Consider the following 20033-nt stretch of genomic DNA (forward strand, 5'->3'; position numbering starts at 1 on the left):
CCTGCGCGGCGATCACAGCAGGGGCTCGCAGCGGTCGGCCACCGCGGCCGCCGCGTCGGGCCGGGCGCAGCCGCGGGCGGCCGCGGCCATGGCCGCCAGCCGCGGCGCATCCCCGGCCAGCTCGCCGATGCTGCGGGCGATGGCCCCGGGGGTCAGGGTGTCCTGGGGGCAGAGGCGCGCCGCACCCTGGTCCGCCAGGAAGCGCGCGTTGTGGTACTGGTGGTTGTCGATGGCGCCCGGCAGCGGCACCAGCAGCGCCGGCCGGCCCATGACGGCGAGTTCGGCCACCGTGAGCGCGCCCGCGCGGCAGAGCACCAGGTCGGCCCAGGCGTAGGCGCCGGCCATGTCCTCGATATAGGGCGCGCAGCGCGGCGCGGCCTCGCCCAGGGGCGCGTAGCGAGCGGCCATGGTCTGCTCGTGGGCCGGGCCGCACTGGTGCCAGAGCGTCACGGCGACGCCGGCCTCGGCGAGCCGCTCGAGGGTCGCCGGGAAGAGTTCATTCAGCGCCTGCGCGCCGAGGCTGCCGCCGAGCACGAGCAGGCGCAGCGGACGGTCGCCGCGGTAGTCCCAGGGCGCCTGCGCGGCGCGGGCGACGAGCTCGGCGCGCACCGGGTTGCCCGTGACCTCGCAGTCGCTGCGCCCCGGGAAAGCGCCCGGAAAGCCGCAGACCCGCGCTTTCGCCAGCGGCGCGAGCAGCCGGTTCGTGGTACCCGCCACGGCGTTCTGCTCGTGCAGTACCAGCGGCCGGCGCAGGAGCCAGCCGACCACCGCCGCCGGCCCGGAGGCATAGCCGCCCATGCCCACCAGGCAGCGCGGCCAGCGCCGGACCAGCAGCGCCAGCGCCTGCCCGCAGGCGACGAAAAGGGCTAACACGCCGCGCAGCGTGTCCAGGGGGCTCTTGCCGCGCAGGCCGCGCACGGCGAGGCAGTGCAGCGCGATGCCGGCCGCGGGGACCACCCGCGCCTCGAGACCGCGGCGGGTCCCGACCCACTCCACCCGGTAACCGCGCTCGCGCAGTTCCTCGGCAACGGCGAGCGCCGGGTACACGTGGCCGCCGGTGCCGCCCGCGAGCATCATGACCAGCGGTGCCGCGCTCATCGCGCACCTCCCGCACGCGCGCCGGCGCCGGAGCGCAGGTCGTGCTCGATACGCAACACGATCGCCAGCAGGCAGCAGCTGGCCACCAGCGCCGTGCCGCCGTAACTCACGAAGGGCAGGGTCAGGCCCTTGGTGGGCAACAGCCCTGAGCTCGCCCCCATGTTGATGAAGGCCTGCCCGGCGAAAATCAGCGCCACGCCGAAGCAGACATAGGCGGCAAAGTCCTCGCCGGCGCGGGCCGCCGCGCGGCCCACGAAGCCGATGCGCAGGATGAGCGCCAGTACCAGGCCGATGAGCAGCGCCGCTCCGACGAAGCCGGTCTCCTCGGCCCAGATGGAGAACACGAAGTCGGTGTGGGCCTCGGGCAGGTAGAACAGCTTCTGCACGCTGTTGCCGAGGCCTACCCCGAGCCATTCGCCGCGGCCGAAGGCGATCAGCGACTGGATGAGCTGGAAGCCGGTGTCGTAGGGGTCCGCCCAGGGGTCCGTGTAGGCCGTCAGCCGCTGCAGGCGGTAGGGTGCGGAGAGAATCAGCGCCGCGAGGCCGAACAGCGACAGGCCGATGACGATGAAGAAGTGGAGCAGCTTCATGCCGGCGAGAAAGAGCATGCCGAAGGCAGTGCCCATGACGATGACCGTCGCCCCGAAATCCGGCTCGAAGAGCAGCAGCAGCGCGATCACGCCGAGCACCAGCATCGGCCGCAGGAAGCCCTGCCAGGTGCTGCGCACCGCCGCCTGCTGGCGCACGAGGTAGCCGGCGAGGAACAGCACGCTCGCCCCTTTTACCAGCTCGGAGGGCTGCAACGTCAGCGGCCCCAGCGGCAGCCAGCGCTGGCTGCCGTTCACGGACTTGCCGACGCCCGGCACCAGCACCAGGGCCAGCAGCGCCAGGCTGAGCAGCAGCCAGAGCCAGGCGCTGTCGTACCAGAACCGGGGCGGCACGCGATACACCACCAGGGCCAGCACGAGCGCGGCGACGATGTAGATGCCGTGGCGCTCGGCGTGGTGCCAGGGGTTGCCGAACTGCGCCTCGGCGTAACCGATGGACGCGGAGGTGATGGCGACCAGCCCGACCAGCACCAGCGCGAGGCCCAGGCCCGCGAGCACCGGGTCGGCGCCGACGTAGAGCCCCGCCCGGTTCACCGCGCACCCCCGGCGCTCTCGCGGGCCAGCGCGGCGAAGCATTCGCCGCGGACCTGGTAGTTGGGGAACTGGTCGAAGCTAGCGCACGCCGGCGAGAGCAGCACCGTGTCGCCGGGCCGGGCCTCGGCGGCCGCGGCGGCGACGGCGGCGGCGAGATCCTCGCAGCAGGTGACCGGCACCGCGTCGCCCAGCGCCGCGGCGAGGGCGTCGCGGGTCTCGCCGATGGCGAACACGGCCCGGCAGTGCGCCGCCACCGGCTTCACCAGGCCCCGGAAGTCATCGCCCTTGCCGCGGCCGCCGGCGATGAGCAGCAGCCCGTCACCCCTGCCTTCGCCGCCCAGGCCCTCGAGGGCAGCGGCGGTGGCGGAGACATTGGTCGCCTTGGAGTCGTTGATCCAGCGCACGCCACGTGCGTCGGCCACCACCTCACAGCGATGCGGCAGACCGCGGAAGCCGCGCAGCGCCTCGATCATGGCTTCCCGCGGCAGGCCCGCGGCGTGGCCGAGGGCAAGGGCCGCCAGCGCATTGGCCACGTTGTGCCGCCCGGGCATGGGCAGCGCCGCGACCGGCAGCAGGTTGTCGAAGCCGTGGGCGAGGTACTCCTCGCCGTTTTCCCGGCGCAGGCCGAAGCCGTGCAGCTCCGGCTCGCGGAGGCGCCAGCTGGTAATGGCGAGGTCCGGGCGCTGGGGCGGGATGGTCAGCGGGTCGTCGCCGTGGATCACCGCATGCTGGCAGCCGTGGAAAATCCGGTGCTTGGCCTGGTGGTAGCGCGGCATGCTGCCGTGCCGGTCCAGGTGATCGGGCGTCAGGTTGAGCACCGCCGCCACGGCGAGGCCGAGGGAGTGGCTGCGCTCGAGCTGGAAGCTGGAGAGTTCGAGCACGTAGAGCTCGGTCGCGTCGTCGAGGAGATCCAGCGCCGGGGTGCCCAGGTTGCCGCCCACGCCGGTGCGGCGACCGGCGGCCCGCGCCATGGCGCCCACCAGTTCCGTTACCGTGGACTTGGCGTTGGTGCCCGTGATGCCGACCACGGGCGCGGTGGCGGCGTCGACGAAGAGGTCGATATCGCCGCAGAGGGCGACGCCCTCTGCGGTGGCGCGGGCGAGCGGCTCGAGGTCCGGCGCGAGCCCCGGGCTGACGACGAGCTCGCTGGCGCCGTCGAGCACGCCCTGCGGCAGCTCGCCGGTGAACACGCTCACCTCGGGCATCTCCGCGCGCAGCGCTTCCAGGCCCGGGGGCTCGGGCCGCGTGTCGAGCACCACGAAGGGCTCGCCGCGGCGGTGCAGGAAGCGGGCCACGGACAACCCGCTGGCGCCGAGGCCGACCACGGCGCGGTAGCGGTTGCTGGCGATGAGTTCACTGGCCATAAGCGCCCCCATCACCGCAGCTTCAGCGTTGCCAGGCCGAACAGCACCAGCATCACCGTGATGATCCAGAAGCGCACGATGACCCGCGGTTCCGGCCAGCCCTTCAGCTCGTAGTGGTGGTGGATCGGCGCCATGCGGAACAGGCGTTTGCCGGTGAGCTTGAAGGAGGCCACCTGCAGGATCACGGACACGGTCTCGAGAACGAAGATCCCGCCCATGATGAAAAACACGATCTCGTGGCGGGTGACTACGGCCACCACGCCGAGGGCCGCGCCCAGGGCCAGGGCACCCACGTCGCCCATGAAGACCTGCGCCGGGTAGGTGTTGAACCAGAGGAAGCCGAGCCCGGCGCCGGCAATGGCCCCGCAGAACACCGACAGTTCGCCGCTGCCGGCGACGTAGGGAATGTGCAGGTAGTCGGCGAAGTCGACGTGACCGGTGAGGTAGGCGATGAGGCCCAGGGCCGTGCCCACGAGCACGGTGGGCAGGATGGCCAGGCCGTCCAGGCCATCGGTGAGGTTGACCGCGTTCGAGGCGCCGACGATCACGAAATAGGTGAGCACCAGGAACACGGGCCCGAGTTCGAGCACCACGTCCTTGAGGAAGGGCACGTACAACTGCGTGGTCACCGGCGTGTCGAAGGCGGTGTAGAGGTAGACGGCCGCGGCGAGGCCCGCGAGGGATTGCCACAGGTATTTCCAGCGCGCGGGCAGTCCGCGGGAATCGCGCTCGACCACCTTGCGGTAGTCGTCGACCCAGCCCACGGCGCCGAAGGCACCGGTGACCAGGAGGGCGATCCAGACGTAGGGGTTGGTGAGGTCCGCCCAGAGCAGCGTGCTGATGGCGATGGCGACCAGGATCAGGGCCCCGCCCATGGTCGGCGTGCCGGACTTGCCGAGGTGCGTTTCCGGGCCGTCCGTGCGCACGGACTGGCCGATCTGGTACTGGTTCAGGCGCCGGATCATCGCCGGCCCCACCAGCAGGGAAATGACCAGCGCCGTGCCCGCGGCGAGAATGCCGCGCAGCGTCAGGTACTGGAACACCGAGAAGGCGGACTCGAAGCGGCTCAGGTAGTCGGCGAGGATCAGGAGCATGCGGCCTCCCCGGCGTCCGGCAGGAGCGCCTGCAGGACCCGCTCCATGCCCGCACCGCGGGAACCCTTGACCAGTACCGTGGCCGCCGCCGCGGACCAGTCGTCGGCCGCGGCCGCCGCCTGCTCCCGGGTTGCATACCAGTGGCCGCCGGGGCCGAAGGCCTCCAAGGCCGGCCGCACCGCGTCGCCGACACCGACGAAGACGTCGATGCCCCGCTCCCGCGCCCGCCGGCCCATCTCGGCATGGAAGCCGTCGGCGGCGTCGCCGAGTTCGAGCATGGCGCCGAGGGCGATCACCGTGGGCCCGCTGCAGCCGGCGAGCAGGTCGATGGCGGCGCGCACGGAACCGGGGCTCGCGTTGTAGCAATCGTCGATGACGGTCAGGCCGCCGCGCCCCTCGTAGCGCCGGAGGCGGCCCTCGACGGCAGCGGCCCGGGACAGGCCCGCGGCGATCGCCGCGGGCTCGAGACCACAGGCATGGGCCACGGCCGCGGCGGCCAGGGCGTTGGCGACATTGTGGCCACCGGGCAGGGCCAGCTCCACGGCGGCCTCCCCGGCCGGCGTGTGCAGGGTAAAGGCACTGCCGGCCTCGCCGCGGAGGGCGACGGCGCTGGCGCGGAACTGCGCATCGTCCGCCATACCGAAGGTCAGCACCGTGGCGGCGGTACGCGCGGCGCGGGCGACCCAGGCCTCCCGCCAGGGCTGGTCGGCGTTCACCACCGCGAAACCGTCGGCCGGCAGCCCGTCGAAGATCTCGCCCTTGCCCTCGGCCACGCCGTCGACGCTGCCGAAGAACTCGAGGTGCGCCTCCATGGCGTTCAGCAGCACGCTCACCTTCGGCCGCGCGAGCTCGCAGAGATAGGCGATATGGCCGATGCCGCGGGCACCGAGCTCGATCACGGCGAACGCGTGCGCAGGCGCCAGGCGCAGCAGTGACAGCGGCACGCCGAGCTCGTTGTTGAGGTTGCCTTCCGTGGCCAGCGTGGGCCCGTGCTCACCGAGCACCGCCGCGAGCATGCCCTTGACCGTGGTCTTGCCGCAGCTGCCGGTGATGCCGACCAGCGGCCCCGGGTACAGGTCGCGGTTGGCGCGCGCGAAGCGCCCCAGCGCCCGGGCCACGTCGTCCACCAGCAGCTGAGGCAGCGGGTCGTCCACGGGCCGGCTGACCAGCGCCGCGGCGGCACCGGCCTCCCGGGCCGCGGCGAGGAAGCCGTGGCCGTCGACGCGGCTGCCCGGCAGCGCGGCGAAGAGATCGCCGGCCGCCACCGCGCGGCTGTCGATGGCAGCGCCGGTGACCGTCGCATCGGCCCCGGGCAGGCGCCCGTCCAGCAGCGTGGCTAGTTCGGCCAGGGTGAAGGGGCGCATCATGGCGTTCCCTCCAGGGCCCGGCGGGCCGCGTCGATGTCCGAGAACGGCACCCGCTCGCGGCCGATGACCTGGTAGTCCTCGTGACCCTTGCCAGCGATGAGCACGCAGTCGCCGGGGCGGGCGGCCTCGATGGCGGCCGCGATGGCCACGGCCCGGTCCACCTCGAGGTGGCAAGCACCGCTGCAGCCGGCGGCGATGTCGTCGAGGATGTGCTGCGGGTTCTCGGTGCGCGGGTTGTCGCTGGTCAGGAAAACGGCATCGGCAAAGGCGCAGGCCACCGCACCCATCGGTGCGCGCTTGCCCGCGTCCCGGTCGCCGCCGCAGCCGAAGACCACCAGCAGGCGGCCGGCGGTCTGTTCCTTCAGCGCGAGCAGGACTTTCTCGAGCGCGTCCGGCGTATGCGCGTAGTCCACCACCACCTGCAGGCTGCGGTCGTTGGGCACGGCCTCGAGGCGGCCGGGCACGGTCCGCAGGCTGGCCAGGGCCGCCAGCACCGGCTCGAGCTCGAAGCCGAGGGTGAGCGCGGCGGCCGCCGCGGCGACCACGTTGGCGAGGTTGTAGTCGCCCACGAGCGGCGCCCGGAAGGCGCCCCGGCCCCAGGGGGTGAGCAGCGTGCCGCCCACACCATCCGGGCCCAGCGTCGCCCCGTCGACGGTCACGTCCGCGCCACGGCCGCGGCGGGTGCTGACGGTGACGGCCGCCGCACCGTCGGCGAGCGCCTCGCGGACGCGGGCGCCGAAGGGATCGTCGAGGTTGATGACCGCGTGGCGCAGGCCCGGCTGGCGGAACAGCCGGAGCTTGGCCTCGCCGTAGGCCCGCATGGTGCCGTGGTAATCGAGGTGATCTCGCGACAGGTTGGTGAAGATGGCCGTGGCCACGTGCAGGCCGTTCACCCGGCCCTGGTCGAGGGCGTGGGAGGAGACCTCCAGCGCGGCGTGGCCCACGCCCTGGTCCCGCCAGGCGGCGAGCTGCGCCTGCAGGGCCACGGCGTCGGGCGTGGTGTGAGTGGCGGCGCGGGCGTCGCCGTCGAGCGAGGCGCCGAGGGTGCCGATGACGCCGCAGGGGCGGTCGAGCGCGCGCAGCAGCTGGCCCACGAGCTGGCTGACCGTGGTCTTGCCGTTCGTGCCGGTCACGCCCACCACCGCCAGGTCGCTGCTCGGATCGTCGAAGAAGCGGCTGGCGATGGGGCCCAGCTGAGCGGCCAGGCCCTCCACCTCGAGCAGCGGCACAGCGGCCGGGCGGTCGGCCTCGGCCACGCCCGCGTCGGCCACCACCGCCACCGCGCCCGCACGGACTGCGGCAGGAATGAAAGCGCGGCCGTCGTGCTCGCGGCCGCGGCAGGCCAGGAACAGGTCACCGGGGCGCACCGTGCGGCTGTCGCAGCTCACGCCGGTGACCGTCAGCGCCGGCGCAGCGGGCCAGGGCAGCAGTTCACCCAGGGCCCTGGCGCGTTGCACGGCCGCGTTCACTCGCCGCCTCCCGACATCGCCAGCGCTTCTCCGGCGGGCACGATGTCGCCCGGTGGCACGTTCAGCAGGCGCAGGGCACCGCGGGCGACGCGGGCGAAAACCGGGGCCGCCGCCGCGCCGCCGCCGTAGCGGTCGCCCTGCGGCCGGTCGAGGACGACCACGGTCACGAAGCGCGGATCCTCGACCGGGGCCATGCCCGCGAACAGGGCCACGTACTGGCTGTCGAGGTAGCCGCTGGCGCCGACCTTGTGCACCGTGCCCGTCTTGCCGCCGACGGCGTAGCCGTCGACGCGGGCGAGGTGGCCGGTCGCATCGTCCGCGGTGACCCCGTGCAGGACCTCGCGCACTTCGGCGGCGATGCTCGGCTGCAGTACGCGCTCGCCAGTGAACTCGCCGGGGTCCCGGCGCAGCAGGGAGACCTGCGGCAGGATGCCGCCGCTCGCGAACACGCTGTAGGCCCGGGCCAGCTGCAGCGGCGAGGCGGTGAGGCCATAGCCGAAGGCCAGGGTCACCTCCTCGATCTGCCGCCAGCGCGAACGGTTGGGCAGCAGCCCCGCGCTCTCGCCGGGGAAGCCGGTGCCCAGCGGCTGACCGAGGCCGAAACGCTGGAAGACGTCCCAGATCGGCTCGCGGCCGAGCTCGAGGGCGACCTTGGTGATGCCCACCTGGCTGGACTTGGCGATGATGCGCGCGAGAGTCAGCTCGCCGTAATCGCGCGGGTCCGGCAGTACCTTGCGACCGACGCGGATGCGTCCCGGCGAGGTATCGACCACGGTGTCGACGGAGTAAAGTCCGCTCTCGAGGGCCGCCACGAGGGTCAGCGGCTTCATGGTGGAGCCGGGCTCGAACACGTCGGTCATGGCGCGGTTGCGGGTGCTGCCGGGCACGAGCCCCTCGCGGTTGTTCGGGTTGTAGACGGGGTGGTTGACCATGGCCAGCACCTCGCCCGTGTGCGCATCGAGCGTGACGATGCTGCCGGCCCGGGCACCGGTCAGGGCGATGGCGCGCTGCAGCTCGGCGTGCTGCAGGTACTGCAGGCGGAGGTCGATGGCCAGCTGCAGGTTGCGTCCCGGGCGGGCCTCCTCGATCACGCCGATGTCGCGGATCGCCTCGCCCTTCATGTCCTTGATGTACTGCTTCTTGCCGGGGGCACCGCGCAGCCAGTCGTCATAGGCCAGTTCGAGGCCGGCGATGCCCTTGCCGTCGGTATTGGTGAAGCCCAGCAGCTGCGCCGCGACTTCCCCCGCCGGGTAGAAGCGCCGGTACTCCCGCGCACCGCGCACCCCCGGGAAACGCAGCGCGAGAATGCGCCGCGCCTCGGCGGGCACCTCGTGCCGGCGCAGGTACATGAAGCGCTTGCCGGCGTAGCGCGCCAGCCGCTCTGCCAGCTCTTCCCGCGGCATGTCCAGGGCTGCGGCGAGGGGGCCGAGGTCCTCGACCCCGGCCAGCACCGCCGGGTCGGCGAACAGGGAGATGACCGGCGTGCTCACCGCCAGCGGCTCGCCGCGGCGGTCGGTGATGAGGCCGCGGTAGGCGGGAATCTCCGCCGTGCGCACGGCGCGCGCAGCGCCCTGGCTCTGCAGGAAGGCGCGGCCGCCATCGACCTCCAGCACCTGCAGGTAGATGACACGGCCGAGGAGCGCCGCAAACATCGCCAGCAGCAACCCGGACAGGAGATACAGGCGCCAGGGCGTCACGGCGGGGGCAGGGACGGGCCGGCGGCTCATCGTTCCAGCACCCGCAGCCGGTCGAGCGCCGGCGGCGCCATGGCCATGTCGCGCTCGGCCACCTGCTCGACGCGGTGGGGCGACGCCCAGGTGCTCTGCTCCAGCAGCAGCCGGCTGTACTCCTCGTCGAGGAACCAGCGCGTGGCCTCGAGGTCCTGCAGCCGGGCGTAGAGCTGGCGGCACTCGTGGGTGGCGTAGACCACGCTGAAGCTGGAGCCCAGGGCGAGGACCAGCAGCGCCAGCGCGAGCCGCCAGCCACGGGGGGGCGCGGCCGCCGCGGACGCTGCCCGGCTGGCCTGTCGGCGCGTTGCAGTCATCAGGCGAGTCGCTCCGCGGTCCGCATAATGGCGCTGCGCGCCCGGGGGTTGGCGGCCACCTCCGCCTCGCTGGCCCGCACCGCCTTGCCGACGATGCGCAGCGGACGCACCTGATCGCTGTCGCGCACCGGCACGCCCCGCGGCAGGCTCTCGCCCCGGGCGAGGTCGCGCATGAAGCGCTTGACCATGCGGTCCTCGAGGGAGTGGAAGCTGATGATCACCAGCCGGCCCCCGACCCGCAGCAGCTCGAGGGCGCTGCCCAGGAGGGCGCGCAGGTCCTCGAGCTCACCGTTGATCCAGATACGGATGGCCTGGAAGGAGCGCGTCGCCGGGTGCTTGTGCTTTTCCCAGCGCGGGTTGGCCTCGCTGACGATCTTCGCCAGGCGACCCGTGGTGTCGATCGGCGCCTCGGCGCGGGCGCGAACGAGGGCGCCCGCGATGCGGCGGGCGAAGCGCTCCTCGCCGAGCTCCTTGAGCACCCTGGCGATCTCCGCCTCGGGCGCCTCGGCGAGCCAGTCGGCGGCGGTGGCGCCGCGGGTGGTATCCATGCGCATGTCCAGCGGCCCGTCCTCGCGGAAGCTGAAGCCGCGGCCCGGCTCGTCGAGCTGCGGGCTGGAAACGCCGAGATCGAGCAGAATGCCGTCGACACCGTCCTCCCCGCGGGCGGCGAGCACCGCGGGCAGCGCGGCGAAGGAACCCTGGAAGAAGCTGAAGCGGCGGTCGGCGGCCGCGAGCTCGTCGGCCGCCGCGGCGGCGGCCGGGTCCTTGTCCACGGCGAGCAGTCGGCCCGCCGGGTCCAGCCGCTCGAGGATCGCCCGGCTGTGTCCGCCGCGACCGAAGGTGCCGTCCACGTAGACGCCGTCGCGCGCGGTCACCAGTGCTTCCACCGCCTCCCGCAACAGGACCGTTTCGTGCATGGGCGCCACCTACAGCGTCAGTGACATGAGTTCTTCCGGCAGCTCGCCGTCGCCGCCGGATTCCATCAGGGCCTTGTCGCGCTCCGCCAGCCACAGGTCCTCGGCCCAGAGCTCGAGCTTGTTGCCCTGCCCCACCACCACCAGCTTCTTGTCCATCTGCGCGTACTCGCGAAGCGACTGCGGCAGCAGCATGCGACCATTGGCATCGAGCTCCAGGTCGGAGGCATAACCGAGGGTGAGGCGCTGGAAGCGGCGGATGGCGGGTTTCATGGCGGGCAGGGCCTGGACTTCCCGCTCGAAGCGCTCCCACTCCGGCAGCGGATAGATGACGAGGCAGGTAGCCTGGGTATCGATGGTGACGACGACGCGGCCTTCACAGGTCTCGTGCAGCGACTCGCGCTGGCGCGCCGGGACGGCAAGCCGACCCTTCGCATCCATGCTGATGTGCTGTACCCCTCGGAACACCGCGGTCTCCCACCAAGCTGGTGTTTTTCCCACAAAACACCAACATTACCCACTTATCACCACTTCTCGACACTATAGGTGCCGCGAAATCGCCCTGTCAAGGCATTCGCGCCGCGAAAACTGCTTGAATTTCAGTAAATTAGCGCCGGAAACGGCAGTGCAAGGTGGCTTTTCTGGCAAGCGGAGGAAGGGAAATAAAACGGAAAAACAGCCCGCTAAATCACGTTCCTGAGTATCTACTTTAACTTTGAGGCTGTTTTCGCTTAAGTGAGGGCTTTTTTAGTGCAACAAAGTCTATCTGCGTCACGGCGGGCGATGGGCGTGGCTGGAAAACAGTGGGAAGGAGAAAAAAGAGTCGGTCTGTAAGCCGGGTTCTGTCGAGGACGATCATTCATCTATGACAGGCGTCGCCGCCTGCCTCTAGCGACCTACCCGAATCCACTGCGGGCCGCAGCGTACGGATTCCTATTTGGTCTTGCTCCAGGTGGGGTTTACCATCGCCACGCCTGTTGCCAGGCGCGCGGTGCGCTCTTACCGCACCTTTTCACCCTTACCGCGCACACGAGGTGCGAGGCGGTGTCCTTTCTGTTGCACTTTCCGTGGGCTCACGCCCCCCAGGCGTTACCTGGCACCCTGCCCTGTGGAGCCCGGACTTTCCTCCCCCCGGATGCCATGACCGGCACCCGGGCAGCGATCGCCCGACCGACTCGGCGGCAAGCCTACGCCTCGCCCCGGGGCCGCGCAAGCACTGTTGGACACCGGTGGAATCACCGCCCTGCCCGGTCAGTCCCCCTGCTCGAGCAGCCAGCGGTAGAGCTGGTTCTTGCGCACGCCGCTGTACCCGGACAGGAGCGCCGCCACCCGCTTCGCCGGCAGGTCCCGGGCGAGCTCGAGAGCGAGCTGGCCCAGGGCCGCGTCGATCTGCGGTTCGGCCGCGTCGCTGCCGGCGATGAGAAGCACGATCTCGCCGCGGCGCTGGTCCGCGTCGCCCGCCACGAAATCGCGCAGGGCGCCGAGCGGCGCCCGCCGGATAGTCTCGAAGGCCTTGCTGAGTTCCCGCGCCAGGACCGCCTCGCGCCCGGCGCCGAAGGCATCGACGAGCGCCTCCAGGGTTTCGAGCACGCGGTGCGGCGCCTCGTAGAACACCAGCGTCGCGCGCTCGTCCGCGAGCGCCGCGAGGCGCGCGGCCCGGGGGCCGGCCTTCGCCGGCAGGAAGCCCTCGAAGCGAAAGCGATCGCTGGGCAGGCCGGCGGCGCTGAGGGCGGTGACCGCCGCGCAGGGTCCGGGGACCGGGACCACCGGCAGGCCGCGGTCCTGGGCGAGGCGCACCAGGCGGTAGCCCGGGTCCGAGACCAGGGGCGTGCCCGCATCGGAGACGAGGGCGACGGCCTCGCCGGCGGCGACGCGATCGCAGAGCCGCTCCGCGGCCGCGGCGTCACTGTGCTCGTGGTAGGCGGTCAGGCGGCTGTCGATGCCGTGGTGGGCGAACAGGCGACGCGTATGGCGGGTATCCTCCGCCGCGACCAGGTCCGCCCCGCCGAGCACGGCCAGGGCCCGGGGGCTCAGGTCGCCGAGATTGCCGATGGGCGTGGCGACGATGTACAGGCCCGATTCCATGTGCCACCGTGTTCCTTATAATGCCCGGCATACCAGTGGTTAATAGTAGTTTTCCGGGGCGGTTTCCCGCAGCGCCGGCGGAGCGAAGCATAGCATGAGGCCAGACATCCCCCCCGCAGCCCGACGGCTCGCCCGCGCCGCCTGCCTGGTCCCCGTTCTCGCGCTGGCCGCGTGCGGAACCCAGCCGCCGGCCGTGCCCCCGGACAGCGCCGCGCCGCTGCCGCAGCCCGGCGTCGAAACCCCGCTGACACCCCTGCCCGCCAGCGACGAAAGCCCCCTCGCCGACCTGTTCGCGCCCGCCGTGGCGGCGCTCGACCGGGGCGACTGGATGGACGCGCAGCTGGCCCTGCCGACCCCGGCCGCCGACACCGAGCCCTCGGCGGAATTCCGGGCCTACGCGGCGCTGGTCGCGGCACGCATTGCGGAGCTGCGCGGGGACCTGGCGGGGCTCGAGGAAGCCCTTGCGGCCGCGCCCTGGACAGCGGCATCGACGGACCTGCGCCGGCAGCGCCTCGCCCTCGAGCGTCGCGGGGCCCTGCTGCGCGGCGACCACCTCGAGAGCGCCCGGCTGGCGGACCGGGCCCTGCCCCTCTACCCCGCCGGGGACCCGGCCCGTGACCTCCTGGCGCGGTCTCTGTGGCAGGATCTCCAGTACCTCGACGCGCGCGAGCTCGCCGCGGCGCGCGGCAGCGCCACCTCCACGCTGCGCGGCTGGCTGGCGCGGCTCGAGGTCGCCCGCGGCGAGCGCGCGGAGGCGGACTGGCTCCGGCGCTACCCCGACCACCCCGCCGCGGCGATCCCCCTGCCGGCTGCGGACCGGGCCTCGCCGCGACGCATCGCCCTGCTCCTGCCCCTGGGCGGGCGCCTGGCAGCGGCCGCCTCCGCGGTGCGGGACGGTTTTCTCGCCGCTCACTACGCGGGCGGCACCGACCGCCCGGACCTGGTCATCATCGACACGGTACGCCACGACAGCGCCGCGGCCGCCTACCGGGCCGCGGTGGAGGGCGGCGCCGAGCTGGTGGTGGGCCCGCTGACCAAGACCGCGGTGGCCGACGTGCTCGGGCAGGCGGCCCTGCCGGTCCCCGTGCTCGCGCTAAACCGCGCCGAGGGGCCGGCTCCCGCCGCGGGCCTGCAGTTTGCGCTGGCGCCGGAGGACGAGGCCCGGGAAATCGCCCGGCGCGCGCTCGGCGCCGGCCATCGCCGCGCACTGCTCCTGCGCCCCGCGGGCGACTGGGGCGACAAGGTGGCCGCGGCCCTCCGCGCCGCCTGGACCGGGGGCGGCGGCACGCTGGCGGCGACCGCCACCTTCGCCAGCCGGGAAACCCACTCGGACGCCATTGAGCAGGCCCTGCACCTCGACCGCAGCGCCGCCCGGGGCGCCGCCCTGCGCGGGCTCCTCGACCGGGGCACGGTGCTCGCCGGGCGCCGCCGCGAGGACATCGATGTCGTCTTCATGCTCGCCCCGGGGACGGACGCCGCGAAGTCGCTCAAGCCGCTCCTCGCCTACCACTACGCGGGCGACCTGCCCGTGTATGCGACCTCCGCAGCCAACAGCGCGGAGGTCAGCCATGAAGACCGGGACCTCGCCGGCCTCCGGCTCGTGGAGCTGCCCTGGCTGCTCGGCGCACAGCCGACCCTGCGCGAGGCCGTCGCCGCCTCGGAACTGCGCGGCGCCAGCCTCAGTCGCCTGCAGGCCCTCGGGGTCGATGCCCACCGCCTGGCCCTCAGCCACGGCGCCCTGGAGCCCGGCGGCGCCCTCGTGGTCCACGGTGCCACGGGCAGGCTCACGGTCAACCTGCGCGGTGAGATCGAGCGCAGCCTGCCCCTGGCGATATTTGATAGCGGCGGCCTGCGCGCCGACTAGCTAGACTCGGGCGGGTGTTTCCCGGGAGACCCGCCATGGCCACCGGTGCTGACTACGAGGCCGCCACGGCCCGCTGGCTGACCGCCCGCGGCAGCCGCATCCTCGCCCGCAACTACCGCTGCCGCGCGGGCGAACTGGACATCGTCGCCCTCGACGGCGGCCAGCTGCGCTTCGTCGAGGTACGGGCGCGCAGCAACCCGCGCTACGCCAGCGCGGCGGCCAGCGTGGATGCCCGCAAACAGGCGAAACTGCGCCGCGCCGCCGCCCACTTCATCGCCTGCCGCTGGCGCGGTGCAACACCGCCCTGCCGTTTCGACGTGGTAGTCTGGGAACCGGGGCCCCGCTCCGGTAAGCTTCTGCCCCGCCTGATCGAGAACGCCTTCTGAGCACCGGCCCCTCTGCGTATCGGACGGCAGAGGCCCGGGCGAGGGCACCGGCCCGGCCAACCGCGGAGACAGCCCCTGGACCAGTACACGGAGATCGCCAGCCACTTCCAGGCCCTGCTGGAAAACACCGCCCTGTCCGTGGACACGATCGCCCGGCCCCTGGAGGCCGCGGCGGAGGCAGCCACGCACTGCCTGGTCGATGGCGGCACCGTTTTCTGCGCCGGCACCGGCTCCGATCGCGCCCTCGCCCGCTACGCCGCAGACCGCCTGATGCTCGGTGCCGGCCCGGAACGGCCGGCGCTACCCGCCGTCGCGCTGTCGGATCCCGGCGACCCGGCGGCACCCTGGCGGGAGGCGCGGGCCCTGGCCCGGCCCGGGGACCTGCTCCTCGCCCTCGACAGCGGCGACGGCAGCGCCCTCGCCGGGGCACTTGGCGTGGCCGCTGCCGGGAACCCGGCGCTCGTGCTCCTGTCCTATGAGGGCTGTCCGGGCCTGCCCCCGGCGGGCGACGACCCCATCGTCATCGCCCTGCCGGCCGCGCCCCGCGATCAGCTCCTGACCCTGGAGGCCATGGCCCTGGGGTGCCTCTGCCACCTGATAGAAGTGAACCTGTTCGGCTCATGATTGCATACCGGAACCGTCGTACCCTGCTCGTCCTCTGCCTGCCCCTGGTCCTCGCCCTCGGCGGTGTCGCCGGCTGTACCCAGATTCTCGTCGCCTCCGAGACCAACACGATCGAGGAGGAACCCGGCGAGCGAACCTTCGCCCGGCGGGTGGCGGACGAGAGCATCGAGATCAAAGCCGTGGTGAACATGCACGCGGCCGACGAGGCCTTCGACGACGCCCACCTCGTGGTGGTGAGCTACAACGGCTACGTGCTCGTCGCGGGGCAGGTGCCCGGCGAGAAACAGAAGGTCACCGCCACGGAGGTGGTACGCGAACTGCGCGAGGTGCGGCGGATCTACAACGAGCTCGAGGTGGCGGCCCCCAGTTCCGCCATGACCCGTACCTCCGACACCTGGATCACGACCAAGGTGAAGAGCTGGCTGATCGGCAAGCCCGATACGCCGGGGCTGCGCACCAAGGTGGTGACGGAGAACGGGGTGGTCTATCTCATGGGGATGGTCACCGCCGAGGAGGCCGACCGCATTGCCGCGAAGGCGGCGGATATCTCGGGCGTACAGCGTGTGGTGCGGCTCTTCGAACTGATCGACGCGAGCTGAACGGCGGCGCGGGGCGGAAATGCGGCTTATTTCACGACCTTGAGGGAGGGGCGTCCGGCCGAGCGCCGCTCGTCGCCGCCCGGGCCGTCCGCCGGCGGCGGGCCACCCTCCGGGGGTTCCGGGGGCTCGTCCGGCTCGAACACCATGCCCTGCCCGTTCTCCCGCGCGTAGATGCCGAGGACCGCCGTCACCGGGAAGGCCACGTCCATGGGCCGGCCGCCGAAACGGCCGTTGAAGGTGACGAGGTGGTTGGACAGGTGCAGGTCGATGACGGCGGTCGGCGACACGTTGAGCACGATCTGCCCGTCCTTCACGTACTCCGAGGGCACCTCGACGCCCGGCTGCATGGCATCCACGAGGATGTGGGGCGTGCAGTCGTTGTCGACGATCCAGTCGTAGAGGGCGCGGAGGATGTAGGGACGGCTGGAGTTCACGCGCGGGGCGCTCAGAGGCGCAGCTCCCGCTCCTGCTCGGACAGGCTCTGCTGGAAGGATTCCCGGTTGAACAGCGCATCCATGTAGGCCAGCAGGGGCTTGGACTGCTTGCTCGGGCGGATATCCACGCCCAGGGAAGGCAGGCGCCAGAGAATCGGCGCGATGCAGCAGTCGACGAGGGTGAACTCGTCGTTCATGAAGAAGGGCTTCTCGGCAAAGATCGGCGCGATGGCCAGGATGCTCTCGCGCAGCTCCTTTGTGGCCTTCTTGACCACGTTGTCGCTGCGGGAGTTCTGGATCGACTCGATGAGCGTGCACCAGTCCTTCTCGATGCGCCACATGAACAGCCGGCTCTCGGCCCGGGCGACGGGGTAGACCGGCAGCAGCGGCGGGTGCGGGAAACGCTCGTCGAGGTACTCCATCATCACGTGGCTTTCGTACAGGACGAGGTCGCGGTCCACCAGCGTGGGCATGGAGTTGTAGGGGTTCAGGTCACCGAGTTCCGCCGGCAGGTGTGCCGCGTCGCCCTCGACGAGGTCCACCGTGACGCCCTTCTCGGCGAGCACGATGCGAACCCGGTGGCTGTAATGGTCTGTCGGATCGGAGAAAAAAACCATTGAAGACCGTTTGGTTACTACGCCCATGTCACTTTCCCTAGTGAGGCCACTGTACCCCGGGCGCTGGCCGGTGTCGAAGACACCGGCGAGACGACCTTCGGCGCTTTCGCGTCAGTGGACGTCCTTCCAGTACTCCCGGTTCAGCAACCAGGCGAAGACAAAGAATACCGCAATGAAGAGGAGTGTGTAGACCCCGATTCGCTTGCGGTCGGCCTGCATCGGCTCGGCGGTGTAGGCGAGGAAATTGGTGAGATCGTACATGGCGGTGTCGAACTCTTCCTCGCTCATGGTACCGGGTTCGGTTACCTCGAGGGTGCCGCAGGGGTTGGAATGGGTGGCCTCGCCGGAGAGCGGGTCCACGTCGTGGCCTTCGCCGGTAGCGGCGCACTCCTGCATGCCCTGCAGGCCGAGCAGCACGTGCGGCATGCCGACGTTGGCGAAGACGAGGTTGTTCACGCCGTAGGGGCGGGAGTCGTCCTTGTAGAAGCTCTTCAGGTAGGTGTAGAGCCACTCCGGCTGGCGCGCGCGGGAGACCAGGGTGAGGTCCGGCGGCGCGGCGCCGAACCACGTCTTCGCCCGCTCCTTGTCCATGGCGTTACCCATGAGCGAGCCGATCTTCACTTCCGGGTCGAAGACCAGGTTATCCAGGAAGATATCCTCGGGGATCCCCAGGTCCTTCGCCGTGCGGTTGTAGCGGGCGTACTCCAGCGAGTGGCAGCCCATGCAGTAGTTCATGTATAGCTTGGCGCCGTGCTGCAGGGAGCCCTTGTCGCCCATGTCCGCCTCGAACTCGTCGCAGGGGATCGCGCCGCAGTCGTAGGCGCTCTCCGCGCCGACGACCTTGAGCGGTACCACCGTGAGGACGGCGATGAGCGCGGCGGCGCCGAGCACACCGAGCTTGTTCATGCCGCCGTCCATGGTGACCCGCTCGGGAACCGGCTTGGTCTTGTCCATGCTGGACCACACCGGCATGAGCAGGAAGAAGGCGAAGTAGATGACCGTGCAGATCTGCGTCAGCACCGTGCGCGACTCCGACGGCGCCTTCACACCGAGCACACCGAGAATAAGGAAGGACGCCACGAACAGCACCAGGGCCGCCTTGTTGATCGGGCCGCGGTAGCGCCAGCTCTTCACCGGGCTGCGGTCGAGCCAGGGCAGCAGGAACGGGATCGCCACGGAGATGGCGAAGGCCACGAAGCCCCAGAACTTGTCCGGGATGGCCCGCAGCACCGAGTAGAACGGGGTGAAGTACCACACCGGGGCGATGTGCTCCGGGGTCTTCAGCGGGTTGGCCTCCTCGAAGTTGGCGTACTCGAGGAAGAAACCGCCCATCTCCGGCATGAAGAACATCACCGCGCAGAAGATGAACAGGAACACGCCGATCGCCGGGATGTCGTGCACCGTGTAGTACGGGTGGAAGGGGATGCCGTCGAGCGGGATGCCGTCCGGGCCCTTGTTCTTCTTGATCTCGACCCCGTCGGGGTTGTTGGAGCCGACCTCGTGCAGCGCCAGCAGGTGGAGCACCACCAGCGCGAGCAGGACAATGGGCAGCGCCACCACGTGCAGGGCGAAGAAGCGGTTCAGCGTGATGCCGGAGATCAGGTAGTCACCGCGGATCCAGGTGACTAGGTCCTCGCCGACCACCGGGATGGCGCCGAACAGCGAGATGATCACCTGCGCGCCCCAGTAGGACATCTGTCCCCAGGGCAGCACGTAGCCCACGAAGGCCTCCGCCATGAGCACGATGAAGATCAGCATGCCGAAGATCCAGATGAGCTCCCGCGGCTTCTTGTAGGAGCCGTAGAGCAGCGCCCGGAACATGTGCAGGTAGACCACCACGAAGAAGGCCGAGGCGCCGGTGGAGTGCATGTAGCGCAGGATCCAGCCGTAGTCGACGTCGCGCATGATGTACTCGACGGACGCGAAGGCCTCTTCCGCACTCGGGGTGTAGTTCATGGTGAGCCAGATGCCCGTGAGCAGCTGGTTCACGAGGACGACCAGGGACAGAACACCGAAGTAGTACCAGACGTTGAAGTTCTTCGGCGCGTAGTACTGGCCCATGTGGGTGTTCCACGCCCGCATGATGGGCAGGCGGTCATCTACCCAGTCGCGCAGTCCTATGAGCATGTTGACCATCAGGCAGCCTCCGCATCAACGCCGATTTCAAGGATGTTGCCCGCAAAGTTGTGCGGCGGGATAACGAGATTCGTCGAGGCCGGCACGCCGCTGTAGACGCGGCCGGCGAGATCGAACTTGGAGCCGTGGCAGGGGCAGAAGAAGCCGCCCGCCCACTTGTCGCCGCCGAGGTCCGCGGCACCCACTTCCGGGCGGTATTTCGGCGCACAGCCCAGGTGCGTGCACAGGCCCTCGATCACGAGGTACTCGGGGCGCAGGGAGCGCTGGATGCCGGTGACGTAAGCCGGCTGCTTGGAGATCTCGGATTCCGGATCCTTCAGGTAGCCGTCCACCGTCGGCAGCAGGTCGAGCATCTCCTGCGTGCGGTGGACCACGTAGACCGGCTTGCCGCGCCACTCGACGACGACCATCGCACCGGGCTCGAGCTTGGTCAGGTCCGCCTTCACCGGCGCGCCCGCCGCCTCGGCTTTCGCCGACGGGTTCCAGGAGCCGACGAAAGGTACCGCGATGCCGACAACGCCGGCCGCACCGACGGCACTGGTCGCAACCGTGAGGAAGCGGCGCCGGCCGTTGTTAACGTCTTCAGTGGTCATTGCTTGTCTCCCGAATTGCTCCCCTGGGGACGCACGGATGCTGACGGCGTGGAAAGGGGATTCAAAAAGCCGCTAAATGGTAAAGACTTTGCCAGCGCCGTACAAGGAAAAGGCCTGTATATACAGGGCTTACCACGCTGCGCTGTCCAGCTATCGGCCAGGAAATGCGGCCAAAAAAAACGCCCGCCTGGAATCCAGTGCGG

Annotated in this window: 19 protein-coding genes and 1 other RNA gene; 4 read left to right on the forward strand and 16 right to left on the reverse strand. The window is 70.9% G+C overall.

The window, feature by feature from the left end:
- Nucleotides 1-12: 12 nt before the first annotated feature.
- The 12 genes from murG to rsmI all read right to left on the reverse strand — a co-directional run bounded on the left by murG (nt 13) and on the right by rsmI (nt 12577).
- Nucleotides 13-1098, reverse strand: coding sequence for an undecaprenyldiphospho-muramoylpentapeptide beta-N-acetylglucosaminyltransferase (murG, locus tag RKE50_RS12385; RefSeq protein ID WP_350036743.1), 1086 nt, complete (start codon nt 1096-1098; stop codon nt 13-15).
- Nucleotides 1095-2240 (reverse strand): putative lipid II flippase FtsW, encoded by a 1146-nt coding sequence (gene ftsW / locus RKE50_RS12390; RefSeq protein ID WP_350036744.1) that lies wholly within the window; start codon nt 2238-2240, stop codon nt 1095-1097. The genes murG and ftsW overlap by 4 nt, the downstream gene beginning before the upstream one ends.
- Nucleotides 2237-3604 (reverse strand): UDP-N-acetylmuramoyl-L-alanine--D-glutamate ligase, encoded by a 1368-nt coding sequence (gene murD, locus RKE50_RS12395; protein ID WP_350036745.1) that lies wholly within the window; start codon nt 3602-3604, stop codon nt 2237-2239. The genes ftsW and murD overlap by 4 nt, the downstream gene beginning before the upstream one ends.
- Before the next feature lie 11 nt (nt 3605-3615).
- Nucleotides 3616-4698, reverse strand: a complete 1083-nt coding sequence (gene mraY, locus RKE50_RS12400; protein ID WP_350036746.1) for a phospho-N-acetylmuramoyl-pentapeptide-transferase — start codon at nt 4696-4698, stop codon at nt 3616-3618.
- Entirely contained in the window at nt 4689-6065 is a 1377-nt protein-coding gene (locus tag RKE50_RS12405; RefSeq protein WP_350036747.1) for a UDP-N-acetylmuramoyl-tripeptide--D-alanyl-D-alanine ligase, read from the reverse strand. Before RKE50_RS12405 ends, mraY begins: the two co-directional genes overlap by 10 nt.
- Nucleotides 6062-7534 (reverse strand): UDP-N-acetylmuramoyl-L-alanyl-D-glutamate--2,6-diaminopimelate ligase, encoded by a 1473-nt coding sequence (locus RKE50_RS12410; RefSeq protein ID WP_350036748.1) that lies wholly within the window; start codon nt 7532-7534, stop codon nt 6062-6064. Before RKE50_RS12410 ends, RKE50_RS12405 begins: the two co-directional genes overlap by 4 nt.
- Nucleotides 7531-9261, reverse strand: coding sequence for a peptidoglycan D,D-transpeptidase FtsI family protein (locus RKE50_RS12415; protein WP_350036749.1), 1731 nt, complete (start codon nt 9259-9261; stop codon nt 7531-7533). The genes RKE50_RS12410 and RKE50_RS12415 overlap by 4 nt, the downstream gene beginning before the upstream one ends.
- The gene (ftsL, locus tag RKE50_RS12420; protein ID WP_350036750.1) at nt 9258-9578 is read right to left on the reverse strand and encodes a cell division protein FtsL; all 321 of its coding nucleotides are present in this window, start codon (nt 9576-9578) and stop codon (nt 9258-9260) included. The genes RKE50_RS12415 and ftsL overlap by 4 nt, the downstream gene beginning before the upstream one ends.
- Nucleotides 9578-10495, reverse strand: a complete 918-nt coding sequence (gene rsmH, locus RKE50_RS12425; RefSeq protein ID WP_350036751.1) for a 16S rRNA (cytosine(1402)-N(4))-methyltransferase RsmH — start codon at nt 10493-10495, stop codon at nt 9578-9580. Before rsmH ends, ftsL begins: the two co-directional genes overlap by 1 nt.
- A gap of 9 nt (nt 10496-10504) precedes the next feature.
- A complete protein-coding gene (gene mraZ / locus RKE50_RS12430; RefSeq protein ID WP_350036752.1) occupies nt 10505-10960 on the reverse strand; it encodes a division/cell wall cluster transcriptional repressor MraZ in 456 nt (151 codons plus the stop codon).
- Between the two features lie 347 nt (nt 10961-11307).
- Nucleotides 11308-11670: RNase P RNA component class A (gene rnpB, locus RKE50_RS12435), an RNA gene on the reverse strand.
- A gap of 73 nt (nt 11671-11743) precedes the next feature.
- Nucleotides 11744-12577, reverse strand: a complete 834-nt coding sequence (gene rsmI, locus RKE50_RS12440; RefSeq protein WP_350036753.1) for a 16S rRNA (cytidine(1402)-2'-O)-methyltransferase — start codon at nt 12575-12577, stop codon at nt 11744-11746.
- A gap of 94 nt (nt 12578-12671) precedes the next feature.
- Between rsmI and RKE50_RS12445 the strand changes: the two genes are divergently transcribed.
- The 4 genes from RKE50_RS12445 (at nt 12672) to RKE50_RS12460 (ending at nt 16050) form a co-directional block, all read left to right on the forward strand.
- Nucleotides 12672-14441, forward strand: coding sequence for a penicillin-binding protein activator (locus tag RKE50_RS12445; protein ID WP_350036754.1), 1770 nt, complete (start codon nt 12672-12674; stop codon nt 14439-14441).
- Nucleotides 14442-14476: 35 nt separating this feature from the next.
- A complete protein-coding gene (locus RKE50_RS12450; RefSeq protein ID WP_350036755.1) occupies nt 14477-14827 on the forward strand; it encodes a YraN family protein in 351 nt (116 codons plus the stop codon).
- 138 nt (nt 14828-14965) lie between these two features.
- Nucleotides 14966-15451, forward strand: a complete 486-nt coding sequence (locus tag RKE50_RS12455; protein ID WP_350036756.1) for an SIS domain-containing protein — start codon at nt 14966-14968, stop codon at nt 15449-15451.
- Nucleotides 15448-16050 (forward strand): BON domain-containing protein, encoded by a 603-nt coding sequence (locus RKE50_RS12460; RefSeq protein WP_350036757.1) that lies wholly within the window; start codon nt 15448-15450, stop codon nt 16048-16050. Before RKE50_RS12455 ends, RKE50_RS12460 begins: the two co-directional genes overlap by 4 nt.
- A gap of 26 nt (nt 16051-16076) precedes the next feature.
- On the opposite strand, the gene RKE50_RS12465 is transcribed toward RKE50_RS12460, so the two are convergent.
- The 4 genes from RKE50_RS12465 to petA all read right to left on the reverse strand — a co-directional run bounded on the left by RKE50_RS12465 (nt 16077) and on the right by petA (nt 19830).
- On the reverse strand, nt 16077-16484 hold the full coding sequence (locus RKE50_RS12465; RefSeq protein WP_350036758.1) for a ClpXP protease specificity-enhancing factor: 408 nt from the start codon (nt 16482-16484) through the stop codon (nt 16077-16079).
- A gap of 11 nt (nt 16485-16495) precedes the next feature.
- Nucleotides 16496-17128 carry a glutathione S-transferase N-terminal domain-containing protein gene (locus RKE50_RS12470; protein WP_350036759.1) on the reverse strand — a complete coding sequence of 211 codons (633 nt, stop codon included), beginning with the start codon at nt 17126-17128 and terminating at the stop codon, nt 16496-16498.
- An 84-nt stretch (nt 17129-17212) separates the two neighbouring features.
- Nucleotides 17213-19237 (reverse strand): ubiquinol-cytochrome c reductase, encoded by a 2025-nt coding sequence (locus RKE50_RS12475; protein WP_350036760.1) that lies wholly within the window; start codon nt 19235-19237, stop codon nt 17213-17215.
- Nucleotides 19237-19830 (reverse strand): ubiquinol-cytochrome c reductase iron-sulfur subunit, encoded by a 594-nt coding sequence (petA, locus tag RKE50_RS12480; RefSeq protein WP_350036761.1) that lies wholly within the window; start codon nt 19828-19830, stop codon nt 19237-19239. Before petA ends, RKE50_RS12475 begins: the two co-directional genes overlap by 1 nt.
- Nucleotides 19831-20033 lie beyond the last annotated feature (203 nt).

It is taken from the genome of Pseudohaliea sp., assembly GCF_040217025.1.
GTDB lineage: Bacteria > Pseudomonadota > Gammaproteobacteria > Pseudomonadales > Halieaceae > Pseudohaliea.